11 protein-coding genes are annotated in these 11,598 nt (G+C 69.6%); 8 read left to right on the top strand and 3 right to left on the bottom strand.

Translation table 11 applies throughout. The features are described from left to right. On the bottom strand, positions 1–234 hold a 234-nt coding region (locus EPO13_01555; GenBank protein TAK70953.1), incomplete at its 3' end, for a hypothetical protein. 256 nt (positions 235–490) lie between these two features. Between EPO13_01555 and EPO13_01550 the strand changes: the two genes are divergently transcribed. Then, the gene (locus tag EPO13_01550) at positions 491–781 is read left to right on the top strand and encodes a hypothetical protein (GenBank protein ID TAK70952.1); all 291 of its coding nucleotides are present in this window, start codon (positions 491–493) and stop codon (positions 779–781) included. Between the two features lie 91 nt (positions 782–872). Here the strand turns inward: EPO13_01550 and EPO13_01545 are convergent, their stop codons facing one another. Beyond that, positions 873–1,211: a hypothetical protein gene (locus EPO13_01545; GenBank protein ID TAK70951.1), complete on the bottom strand. Its 339-nt coding sequence runs from the start codon at positions 1,209–1,211 to the stop codon at positions 873–875. Positions 1,212–1,531: 320 nt separating this feature from the next. Between EPO13_01545 and EPO13_01540 the strand changes: the two genes are divergently transcribed. Together EPO13_01540 and map are read left to right on the top strand one after the other, a co-directional pair. After that, positions 1,532–3,433: a hypothetical protein gene (locus EPO13_01540; protein ID TAK70950.1), complete on the top strand. Its 1,902-nt coding sequence runs from the start codon at positions 1,532–1,534 to the stop codon at positions 3,431–3,433. Between the two features lie 42 nt (positions 3,434–3,475). Continuing rightward, entirely contained in the window at positions 3,476–4,240 is a 765-nt protein-coding gene (gene map, locus EPO13_01535; protein TAK70949.1) for a type I methionyl aminopeptidase, read from the top strand. Positions 4,241–4,332: 92 nt separating this feature from the next. On the opposite strand, the gene EPO13_01530 is transcribed toward map, so the two are convergent. Beyond that, the gene (locus EPO13_01530) at positions 4,333–4,632 is read right to left on the bottom strand and encodes a hypothetical protein (protein TAK70948.1); all 300 of its coding nucleotides are present in this window, start codon (positions 4,630–4,632) and stop codon (positions 4,333–4,335) included. A gap of 291 nt (positions 4,633–4,923) precedes the next feature. Between EPO13_01530 and EPO13_01525 the strand changes: the two genes are divergently transcribed. From EPO13_01525 to EPO13_01505, 5 genes are all read left to right on the top strand, one after another. Then, positions 4,924–6,531 carry an MFS transporter gene (locus EPO13_01525; protein TAK70947.1) on the top strand — a complete coding sequence of 536 codons (1,608 nt, stop codon included), beginning with the start codon at positions 4,924–4,926 and terminating at the stop codon, positions 6,529–6,531. A 48-nt stretch (positions 6,532–6,579) separates the two neighbouring features. After that, positions 6,580–7,899: an ATP-dependent 6-phosphofructokinase gene (locus tag EPO13_01520; protein TAK70946.1), complete on the top strand. Its 1,320-nt coding sequence runs from the start codon at positions 6,580–6,582 to the stop codon at positions 7,897–7,899. A gap of 376 nt (positions 7,900–8,275) precedes the next feature. After that, positions 8,276–9,754: a glycosyltransferase gene (locus EPO13_01515; GenBank protein TAK70945.1), complete on the top strand. Its 1,479-nt coding sequence runs from the start codon at positions 8,276–8,278 to the stop codon at positions 9,752–9,754. Next, positions 9,747–11,339, top strand: a complete 1,593-nt coding sequence (locus EPO13_01510; GenBank protein TAK70944.1) for a hypothetical protein — start codon at positions 9,747–9,749, stop codon at positions 11,337–11,339. The genes EPO13_01515 and EPO13_01510 overlap by 8 nt, the downstream gene beginning before the upstream one ends. Positions 11,340–11,408: 69 nt before the next feature. Further along, a partial coding sequence (locus tag EPO13_01505; GenBank protein TAK70943.1) for a UDP-glucose 6-dehydrogenase occupies positions 11,409–11,598 on the top strand: 190 nt, incomplete at its 3' end.

Below are 11,598 nucleotides of genomic sequence, written 5' to 3'. Positions count from 1 at the left end.
GCCGGCGCCCAGCAGCTCCGGATCAGCGGGGCGAGGCAACGGGAAGATCCCCAACCCCTCCGCGTCACCGCGATGCGCGAACGTCGCCATCGCCACCATCCGCCGCGCCGCCACCCACGCCTCCAACCGGTCACACGCGGCCACGTAGTCCAGCACCCCGGCATCGGACAGCCCCGCCACCTCGACCACGCCCAACTGCGCAGCCAACCCCGGACCCGGCACCACATCGAACATGCCCCGAACCTAGCCACCCCCACCGACAACCACGCAGGCCAGAAACTCACTGGTGGACAACCACTATTGGACCTGTGGATGAGCTCCCGGCCGCGGCGCAAGGCTCCCGGGTCAGGCCGTGGTCCGAAGGCGTCCGGCGGGCGCAGGTACGAGCCAACCGCTGGCCGAGTCTCGCGGTACGAAGCGCGCCGGGCGGGCATCACCACGTCGAGACGAATCGCCGTACGACGACACGCTTCCGACAAGGTGGTCGGCAATGAGCCCACAATCCAGCCAGTTGTACGACGGTCACGGGGTAGCGGACCTGCGGCGGCTTCCGCTCCTGATCACCGGTGGCTACGCACTGGTCATCTTGCTGATCTTCGTGTCCATGCCGCTGTGGGCCGTCGTAGCGCTGGGGCTGGCCATCGTGGTGGTGGTCGCGGTAGTCCCGGTCGGGCAGACCCGCTGGACCGTACGGCAACTGTGGACCCGTACCGGCCTTGCCGCTGCCGAGGGCGCCGCCTTCATCGCCGTCGCCGCACTCGTCAGGGTCGTGCTCGACTAGCGCACCGAGCCGCACCACTCCGACGGCGGCCGCAGCTCACCTCGGACGCGCTCCGCCACATACCGGTGCGCCGCCACACACTCGGCCACCCCTACTCGACGGGAGGCACGCCCCAGGCCAGCGGAGGCGTGGTCAGCGGCGGCGTGGTCAGCGGAGGTCCCGAATCCCCGCGGCGCCGGTCATGCAGTGTGAGGAGAATCCGGTTCGCGTCGTCGTAGCGTCGGCGGGCCAGCGCCGCCGCCCCGACCGCGGCCACCAGCTCGGCGATCCGTTCCGGGGTACGACTCGCGCCCCCGCCGTCGTCGAGCGCCTTCTCCAAGCGGGCCACCGCACGTTCGGCCAGATGCCAGGCGACTCGGGCGTGCGCCAATTGGGCTTCCGCGGCGTTGAGTTCCGCGTAGACGTCGGACATCGCCGTGTCAGCGATCATGGGATGCCAACGGTTGGTTGCCGACGGGATGACTGTGGCGGCCGGGGTGGCCCGCAGGACGCTCGCACATCGTGACTCCCCAGGTACGCCGGTACGTCGGTGTCCGGCACGTCCGTGCTACCCACCCGCTGCCGGCCGCAATCGCGGTTGACTGCACAGCGCCAGCGCGCAAAGCAGCAGAAATCTGCTGCTTTGCGGTCAGGTCGTGACAGGCCGTGACGCGACTAGGCCGAGGCGATCACACCCTGTCCGTTCGGTCGCCGCCGATCAGGTGAGAGGCCCGTTGCGGTCAGTGACCGCGGCCGGGAATCCTCGACGCCATGGGGGAGACCACTCACCACCGCAGACCGTGGACCGTCGCTGCCGCCACGGCCATGGCCGTCGGCGTGATCGTTGGCGGAATCGTCGGCCCGCTCGGTAGCGGCACCGCGTGGGCGCAGGCCAGCGGCCCCGGCGAGCGCCCGTCGGTCGACCATGGCGTGGCGGCCGACCACAGCTGGACCGCGCCGGACCACACGGTGACCGCGGCGCCGAGCGAGTTGCTCGACGACGCTCTCGCCGACGCCGCGAGCGGGACCGGCGACACAGCCCCGGTCAACGACCGCACTGCGGTGCGAGTGGCCACCTGGCGCGTCGACGGCGAGGGCAAGCCCGACATCGACACGACGACGACGACCGTCGCGGCGGCGCCGGCCGCCATCGCAGCGGCACAAGAGGTTCCGGGTGTGCTGGCCGTCGCCGTGGATGCCCGCACGGAGCTGCTCGCGGACGTCACCGAGGAGCGTTCGCGGGTCCTGCCGTTGACCGCGGTATCGGGCGCCGAGCAGAACACCACCGTTGATCCCCTCACCGGGTACCAGTGGGACATGGCGAGTCTGGCTGTCGACGCTGCGGCTACCACGACCCGCGGCGCGGGTGTCACCGTCGCCGTGATCGATTCCGGCGTCGACGGGACCCATCCGGAACTGGCCGGACGAGTGCTTCCCGGGATCGACTACGTGGACCCGGCCAACGCCGGTGCGACTGCCGGATGGGCCGACCAGAACGGTCACGGAACCCATGTGGGAGGTGTCGTCGCGGCGGCCCGCGGCAACGACGTGGGCATCGCCGGCGAGGCCGACAAGGTCACGATTCTGCCGCTGCGGGTCCTCGACGCCAACGGCGCCGGATACATCTCGGATGCGGCAAGCGCCGTGGTCGCCGCCGTCGACCGAGGCGCGGGCGTCATCAACCTGAGCCTGGGCAGCCCGACGTCCAGCAGCGTGCTGGCCAATGCGATGGCCTACGCGCAGAGTCGTGGCGTACTGGTCGTCGCCGCCTCCGGGAACGGGCGAAGCTACGGCAGCCCGACGTCGTATCCGGCGGCGTACCCCAGCGTGCTCGCCGTCGCCTCGATCGGTCCGGCCGGTGCGGTGTCGCCGTTCTCGACCGCCGGCTCGTACGTCGACCTGGCGGCTCCGGGCGAACAGATCCTGTCGACCGTGCCGGGCGGCTACCAGTTCATGTCCGGTACGTCGATGGCCGCACCGCACGTCACCGCGGCGGCCGCGCTCTGGCTGTCGATCCATCCCGGCGCGCTCGGCACCGCGGCGGGCGCCGTCCTGACCTCCACCGCTCGCGACGCCGGGCCCGCCGGCCGCGACAACGACTACGGATTCGGCGTGCTCACGTTGGCGTCGATCCCGGTCTCCGGCGCGCCCGGGGCGGTCTCGAGCACGCTGAGCATGGTCGTGGACCGGTCGGTGGTCACCGCGGGCGGGCAGGCGATCGTGCTGGCGATCGGCCGGCGTTCTGATGGCAGCGCCCCCGCCGGGCAGCTGGTGACCATCACCACGGTGACCCGGGGCGTGACCTCGACGCGGGTCGTCACCTTGGACGGCAACGGCATGGCAGCGGCACCGGTGCCGATCCCGGCCACCACACAGATCAGCGCGTCCTGGTCGCTGAGTGTCGCGACCATGCCCGTCGTGGTCTTCTCGTCGCCCGCGCTCAAGGTGAAGCGCTCCAAGGCCGCCGTCAAGGTCACGCTGAAGCAAGCGCAGGGTCAACTGGTCCGGCTGCAGCAGAAGAAGGACGGCCGCTGGGTCGTCGCGGCGAAGGCCAAGGCCAAGCGGGCGACGCTGTCCACGCGCTGGCACACCGCACCGGGCACCTACCGCGTCGCGGTGAGCTCGGTGCCGGGGCAAGTGGGTCTGGTCACCAGCTCCTGGCGCGTGCGCTGACCGAGCCGCGATCGGCCGGCTTCACCGCACTACGCTCGGCGCGTGATCGAGTTCCATTCTGCGGCGGAGATCGAGCAGATGCGTCCGGCCGGCCGCTTCGTGGCCAGCGTCCTGGAAGCGACCAGTGCCGCCGCAGCCGTCGGGGTGAATCTGCTCGACCTGGACCGGCTGGCGCACGACATGATCCGCGAGGCGGGAGCGACCAGCTGCTATCTGGACTACCACCCCTCCTTCGGCGCCTCGCCGTTCGGCAAGGTGATCTGTACGTCGGTGAACGACGCTGTGCTGCATGGGCTTCCCCACAACTACCGGCTGCGCGACGGTGATCTGCTGTCGCTGGACTTCGCGGCCTCGGTCGACGGGTGGGTCGCGGATTCGGCGGTGTCGGTCGTCGTGGGAACTGCTCGGCAGGACGACCTCGACCTGATCGACACGACGGTGCGGGCGTTGGACGCCGGGATCGCCGCTGCGACGGTGGGCAACCGGCTCGGCGACGTGTCGGCCGCGATCGGCGCGGTCGCGCACGCCGACGGACTGAGCGTGAACCTCCAGTTCGGCGGGCACGGGGTGGGGCGCACGATGCACGGCGACCCGCATGTCAGCAACGACGGCCGGCCCGGTCGCGGGCTGGTGTTGAAGCCCGGGTTGGTGATCGCGATCGAGCCGTGGTTCCTGCGCGGGACCGACGAGATCGTCACCGACGAGGACGGCTGGACGCTGCGCAGCGCCGACGGCTCGCGCGGTGCGCATTCCGAACACACCATCGCGATCACCGCGGAAGGCCCGCTGATCTTGACCGCCCGCTAGTTCCGGCACCGGCGGTCCGGCTGGACGCTGCGGCGCGCTGCGGGGCGGCTGCGCCGCACCACCCGTTGGACGCTGCAGAGCAGGGTCCGGTACTACAGCGGCGTCTGCCGAGAGCCGGACCCGGAGCGGTCCGACGGGGAGCCGGTCAGGTCCACCGCGTCGTCAGCAGCCAGCACCGACTCATCCGGCACGGAGTGGACCACCGGCGTCTCGAACTCCAGCACCGTCTCCGCGTACAGCGGTCCGGAATCGGCCGAGCGGTTACTGCCGGGGAGCCGTCGTATCGCCTGCCGCGCGAACGACACGATCTGCTCGTACCGCTGCCGGCGGGCGTGCGCGCCGGCGACGTACCCCGCCGCCGCCCCCGCTCCAAAGACGATCAGTCGCTTCACGACGATTCCTCCCTGTTCGCTGTCATGTCCCTCTGGTGTCGCGTTCTCTGCCGCCGTGCCTGCCCGCCGTCGGGGTCGTCACGCTCGAACGGCGGCTCTGTCCCGGTGGTCAGCTCTGTCCCGGTGGTCAGCCGTGGAGCCGGTCCGATGCGGCGGGGCTCTCAGGTGGGGTGTCCGACTCGTTCGCCTGGTCTCCGGCTTGCTCCAGCGCCTCGGTGGCCTTGGCCTTCGCCTCGTCCAACGTCGCCAGAATCTCGTCCTTGATGCCCACAGGCATGCCTCCACGTGTCGATGACCGGTGTTCGTCGATCAGGTGGTGCTCGATCTGCGATGCCCCTCGGCGCCGGTCTCAAACGTGACCACCGCTGTGACCTCGGCCCTGCAGCGCCGACAGCAGCGCAGACGTCGGCGCGGCAGCGCACCCGTAAGGTGACGCTCGGTCGGGGGCCGGCCCGGAAAGGGGGCGACGTGAGCGGCGCGTCCGCCGGTCGCAGCTATCCCTTCCCGCTGGTCCTCTGCGGTGTCGCGCTCGGCCCGTTCACCTTCTCGCTACTGACCACGGCCGTCCTGCCCCTGGTACCGCAACTGGTCACCCATTTCGACACCACTATCGGCTCGGCCAACCTCGTCGTCACGATGGCGTTCCTTTCCGGCGCCGTCGCCACCCCGCTGCTCGGTCGGCTGGGCGATCTGTTCGGCAAGCGCCGCATGCTCGTGGTGGCGCTGACGTTCGCGGCGGTCGGATGCCTGCTCGCGGCGACGACGGACAGCCTCCTGCTGTTGTTGATCGCCCGGTTCATCCAGGGACCGGGCACCGCGTCGATTCCGTTGGGCATCGCGGTGGCCGCGGATCTGGCTCCGCCGGAACGCACCCGATTCGCCATCGGGTTCCTCGCGATGTCGTTCCCGTTGGGCGCGGTCGCCGGCTTCGCGGTCGGAGGCGCGGTCACCGATGTCTTCGGCAACGTCCACGCGGTCTTCTGGCTGCTGGCAGTGCTGTCGTTGCTGGCCATCGCCGTACTGCTGTGGCTGGTGCCGGCCCGGCCGGCCGTGGCGACCGGCGGGGTCGACGTCCTGGGCGCGGTCCTGCTGACCGCGGGTCTGCTCGGTGTCCTGCTGGCGCTGTCCGAGGCCGGAGCGTGGGGCTGGATTGCGGCGCCCACCGTGCTGTCGTTCGTCGCGGGCCTGGTGTTCCTCGGCGCGTGGGTGCTCGTCGGTCTCCGGTCGGCGAACCCGCTGGTGGATATCCGGACCTTCGTGCGTCCGGCGGTGCTGACCGCGAACCTGGCATCGATGGCCACCGGCGCGGCGCAGTTCGTGATCCTCGGCGCGGTGTCGGCGATAGCCCAGAGCGACCCGGCAGTCGCCGGCTACGGCCTGGGACTGGGCGTCTTCGCCGCGTCGCTGATTCTGGTCCCGGGAATGGCCAGCCAGTCCCTCGGGGCGGTCTGGTCGAGCCGGCTGATGGGCCGTCACCCGGCGAGCCTCGTCCTGGCGCACAGCCTCGTCGGCGTCGGCGCGGTCCTGCTGGCCGCGTCGTTCTGGAATTCCAGTGCGGTGGCGCTGGTCGTGGTGTGCGCGGTGGGTTTCCCGGCGTTCGGGGCGTCGGCGGCCTCGGCGGCCGTTCACATCGTCGGCGTGGTGGATACCTCGGAGCGCGGGGTCGCCACGGGCATGAACATCCTGTTGCGCATGATCGGCAACGCGGTGGGGCTTGCCGGGATGTCGGCGATCGTGGCCGCGGTGACTCCGACCGGTTCGGGTCCGCCGCCGGAGCGCGGCTACGAACTCGCGCTGCGGCTGTTCGGCGTGCTCGCGATCGCGTCGAGTATTCCGCTGCTGCGCCGCCGCGCCTCGATCCGGCCGCGCGCAACGGAACCAAGCAGCAGCCAGGCCTAGTTTCCCGATGTGCCCGTGCGGCTTCCGAGCCGGTGACACACTCAGCCGGTGCAGTACGACGGCATCGAGCTCGACGTGCAGACCCTCGGTGACTGCACGCTGGATTCGCCTCTGTCGGGCATGCTCGAGACGTGGCGGGCCAACGAGCACTACGTCGGCGAGGACGACCGGGTCCTGCTGGACGACGTCGTCGGCACCGCCGCCGCCCGGGGTGTCCCGATCGAAGCGATGCCGTCGTTCGAAGCCGGCGGACCGCGGCGCCGGGTGTTCTTCGACGGTCCGGCCACCTCCGTCGGGATCGTCACGTGTGGCGGCCTCTGCCCTGGTCTCAACGACGTTATCCGTGGGCTGGTCCAGGAACTCACCCAGCACTACGGCGTACGGCGGATCCTGGGCTTCCGCAACGGGTATCAGGGTCTGGCCCCCTCCTACGGCCACCTTCCGCTGGAGCTGACACCGCAGTCGGTCACCGGGATCATCGAGCACGGCGGCACGATTCTGGGGACCTCACGCGGCTCGCAGCGCGCCGACGAGGTGGTCGACACGTTGCAGCGGCTGGCTATCGACATCCTGTTCGTCGTCGGCGGTGACGGCACGCTGCGGGGCGCTCAGCGCATTGCTGAGGAGATCAGCGCGCGGGGGGCTCGGATCGCCGTGGTCGGCATTCCGAAGACCATCGACAACGACATCCCGTACATCGACCACAGTTTCGGCTTCCGTACGGCGTACTCGCAGGCGACCGAGACCATCCGCGCGGCGTACGTCGAGGCCCGCTCCGCGCCCGGCGGTGTGGGCCTGGTCAAGCTCATGGGGCGGCACTCCGGCTTCATCGCGTGCTACGCGGCGTTGGCGAAGAACGATGCGGACTACGTCCTGATCCCCGAGGTGCCGTTCGCCCTGGAGGGCGACGGCGGCTTCCTGGACCATCTGCTGCGCCGCGTCGCCGATCGAGGACATGCGGTCGTGGTCGTGGCCGAGGGCGCCGGCCAGGACCACGTGCCCGGCGCAGGGTACGACGCGTCCGGCAACGCCCGGCTCGGCGACGTCGGGGCCCTGCTGAAGCGGCGTATCGCCGAGCACTTCCGCTATTTCAACGCCGAACTCAATCTGCGTTACTTCGACCCGTCGTACTCCATCCGCTCGGTGCCGGCCGGCCCGTACGACGCGGTCTACTGCGTCCGGCTGGCGCATGCCGCCGTTCATGCGGCCATGGCGGGCCGCACCTGCGTGGTGGTCGGCCGGTGGCACGGCCGGATGGTCCACCTGCCGATCCCGCTGGCGGTCAGCAAACGCAATCAGGTGGACCCGCACGGCGACCTCTGGATGGCGGTGCTCGAGTCGACCGGCCAGCCGCGGTCGTTCCCGTGACGGCGGTTGCCGTGCCGGTGGTGTCCGGCCAGCCGGCCCTCAACTGAGCCTGCACCTACCACACGGGGACCGCATTCCCGACCGACATGCCGCCGAATCACGGTGCGCTGCATCACATCTGCCGATGTCGGTGGCCGCTGCAGGTCCAGTCGGCCGCCCGCAGCGCTCATGATCACACCAGTCACAATGATCACGGGGGTACCAGAACCATTCACCCGCAACGGATTCCGGGTAACGGCGACGTTTCGAAGGTAAACGTTTGGCCTCCGGCTACGCCGTTCGGATGGCGTGCGCTGCAGCCGCGGCTTCGGGCGGCCGACACGGCGGGGGACACCGCTGTCTGTCCCCTGCTCGCACCGCGGCCCCGGAGGTCCCCGTGTTCGTCTTCCTCCTGCAGCTCCGGCAGACCATCACGCAGGACGACATGCTCTATTTGTTCAGCGTGTTCTGCCTGCTCGTCTGGTTCCTGTGGATCCTCAAAGTGGTGCTGTCGAGGCGCTACCGACCCTGGACCGAGCCACACGACACCACCACGAGCGTGGTCATTCCGGTCGTCGACGAGCCGCTGGACCTCTTCCGCGAGGTGCTCGAGCGGGTGGTGGCGCAACGCCCGGACGAGGTCATCGTGGTCATCAACGGCCCACGCAACCAGGCCTTGGAGGCGGTCTGCGCCGACGTGCCCGGAGTGGTGCATCTGTGGACGCCCATCCCGGGCAAGCGCAACGCGGTCAAACTCGGCACCGAGGCGTCGACGGGGGACATCACCGTCCTGGTGGATTCAGACACGGTGTGGACCGACGGGACGCTCGCGGAACTGGTCAAGCCGTTCGCCGACCCGCGCGTCGGTGGCGTGACCACCAAACAGCGGATCCTTGACTACCGGCGTTCGCTCATCACACGCTGGGCCGACTGGCTGGAGAACTCGCGGGCGCTGTACTCGATGCCGGCGCAGTCCGTACTGGGTCAGGTGGGGTGCCTGCCCGGCCGGACCATCGCCTTCCGGCGCTCCATCCTGGTGGAAGCGATGCCGGCGTTCATGCACGAGAAGTTCCTCGGCGTCTTCCTCGAGGTTTCCGACGACCGCACGCTGACCAACCTGGCGCTCAAGCAGGGGTACCGCACGGTCTACCAATCGACCAGCCTGGTCTACACCGATGCCCCGCTGCAGTGGCGCAAGCTGTACAAGCAGCAGCTGCGGTGGGCCCGGGGCAGTCAGTACAACACGATGCGTATGACGCCGTGGATGCTCGGCCACGCACCGGTGCTGGCGGTGTTCTTCATCCTCGACATCGTGCTGCCGTTCCTGCTGCTGGGCGCGGTGATCGGCGCGGTCTGGCGGGTCGTCTCGCACACCGGGATCAACTACTACAGCCCGCTGCTGGATACCTACGGGATGAGCGCCGGGCTCGCCTGGGTGGCGTTCTTCACCGTCGTTTCGTCCATGCTGTCGATGGGAATCCGGCAACTGCGGCACCTGCACGAGCGCCCGACGGACCTGCTGTGGATGCCGGTGTTCGTCGTCATGTCGACCTGCATGTTGTTCCCGATCCGCATCTGGGGCTTCTTCCGCCTGGCGAAGGCCGGGTCGTGGGGGACGCGGGCCAACGCCTACAGCGCCGACCAGAGCGAATCGGATCCGCTGGCGGAGCTCACGCACACCGTCGGGTCGGCGCCCACCGACATCGTGGATCGCCCCCGAGGTGGGGTCGCCGTGGCGCCCGCGACCACGGTGCTGGCCGCCGGGGCCGCTGTGCCGCAAGCGGATTCGCGCCGCCGGCGCGTCAACTGGCAGGCGTCGGTCCCTGTCCTGATCGGTCTGACGGTCATCGCCCTGGAGGTTCTCTACCGTGGCTAAGCCCACCTTGTCCCTGCCCGGCCGACGGCAGCGGATCATCGCCGCCTCCTTCGTCCTCGGTCTGGCGACCGTGGGACTGCTGATCTGGACCACACCTGGCCACTTCAGCTCGAAGACGGCCGCGGCGAGCCGGCCGAAGTCGTCGGGTTCGGTCCCAGCGGCGAAGCCGAAGATCAGCAATCCGTTCTCCCTTGCCGCGGACAACTCCCGGCTGCGTTCGGCGCTGGCGGCGAGCCAGGCCGCCAGGCTCAGCGCCGACGCCCACGTCGTGACGGCCAACGCTGCCCTTGATGCGGCGAACAAGGAGCTGGCGGCAGCTGCCGCTGCGCCGCCGCCACCGGCACCCGCACCGGCCAGCGCCACCGGAGAGGCGAAACCCAAGCGAGCCAAGCCGGTGCCGAAGAAGGGCTCCGGCACGAACACGAACGCAGCTGCGAAGGCAGCCAAGTGGATCCGGTGCTCGGACTTCCACTGGCAGCAGGATGCCCAAGCGGCGTACGTCGCCGACCTCGCGGATCCGTTCGGACTGGACGGCTCGCCGGGCCGTGCCAACGACGACGGGCTGGCGTGTACGTCGCTGCCGGTCGACCCGGCGCGTCCGGCCAGTACGCCGACCGCGCCGTACGTCGCTCCCAAGCCCGACGCGCCGACGAAGGCGGAACTGCTGGCCGGGCAACGGCAATGGTTCGGCGTCTACACCGAGCAGGCGCCGTACGCCTGGACCGAGATGGAACAGGCCGAGGCCAAGGCCGGCCGGGAACCCAACGCGGTCGGGACGTTCCTGGGATGGGACCAGGACTTCCGTCCCGACGGCGTGCAGAAGGCCTGGGAGAAGGGCACGTTGCCCATGCTCACCTGGGAGTCGACGGCCAATCTCGCGCTCGATCCCGACGCGGACCGGAAGTACCAGCTCAGCAACATCATCGACGGCTCGTTCGACGCTTACATCGACAAGTTCGCCAGCGATGTGAAGGCCCTGGGCCTGCCGATGGTGATCCGCTTCGACCACGAGATGAACGGCGCGTGGTACCCGTGGTCGGAGAAGAAGCCGGCAAACGCCCGCGGTGAGTACGTGCAGGCCTGGCGGCACGTGGTCGACCGCTTCCGTGCCATCGGCGCCGACCAGTACGTCATCTGGCTGTGGGCGCCGAACCGGGTCGACAGTGTCCTTCTCAACGGTGTCGTCGACACCGATATCGCGCGGTACTACCCCGGCGACGACTACGTCGACTGGATCGGCGTGGACGGCTACTACCGCTGGGGCGTCGATACTCCGTCGTTCGACTTCACCTTCGGCCGGACGCTGCCGCTGCTGCGCAGCGTGGACTCGACGGCCAACAAGCCGATCCTCATCGCCGAGGTCGGCGCGACCGAGGAGGGCGGCCACAAGGCACAGTGGATCAACTCGTTCTTCGACGGTCTGGCGGATCCGCGCAACTCCGACATCATCGGGTTCGCCTGGTTCAACCTGACGATCACCTCGACCGAACGTGGGGTGCTACGAACGAACGACTGGCGCTTCTTCTCCAGTACGGCAGCGAAGAATGCCTTTGCCGCCCGGATCGCCGATCCGCGGTACGGCTGAGATGAAACTCCCGGTCTGTCCGTCGGCCGCACCTGAAACCCGTACACCCGTTGGATTGGAGCCGCTGACATGTCGTTGCGTATTTCGGTGATTGGTACGGGGTATTTGGGTGCGGTGCATGCGGCGTGTTTGGCGGATCTGGGGTTCGAGGTGGTGGGGGTTGATGTTGATGCGGTGAAGGTGGCCGCGTTGGGGGAGGGGAAGGCGCCGTTCTTCGAGCCGGGTCTGGATGAGGTGTTGGGGCGGGCGTTGGGGTCGG

The sequence above is a fragment of the Actinomycetota bacterium genome, from assembly GCA_004297305.1.
Taxonomy (GTDB): domain Bacteria; phylum Actinomycetota; class Actinomycetes; order S36-B12; family FW305-bin1; genus FW305-bin1.
This window is presented reverse-complemented; position numbering and strand designations above follow the sequence as displayed.

Bases quoted from the DNA above. Each gene is read 5' to 3' on its own strand.
- EPO13_01550 (TAK70952.1), top strand. From the start codon at position 491: ATGAGCCCACAATCCAGCCAGTTGTACGACGGTCACGGGGTAGCGGAC.
- EPO13_01545 (TAK70951.1), bottom strand. From the start codon at position 1,211: ATGATCGCTGACACGGCGATGTCCGACGTCTACGCGGAACTCAACGCC.
- EPO13_01540 (TAK70950.1), top strand. From the start codon at position 1,532: ATGGGGGAGACCACTCACCACCGCAGACCGTGGACCGTCGCTGCCGCC.
- EPO13_01525 (TAK70947.1), top strand. From the start codon at position 4,924: ATGACCGGTGTTCGTCGATCAGGTGGTGCTCGATCTGCGATGCCCCTC.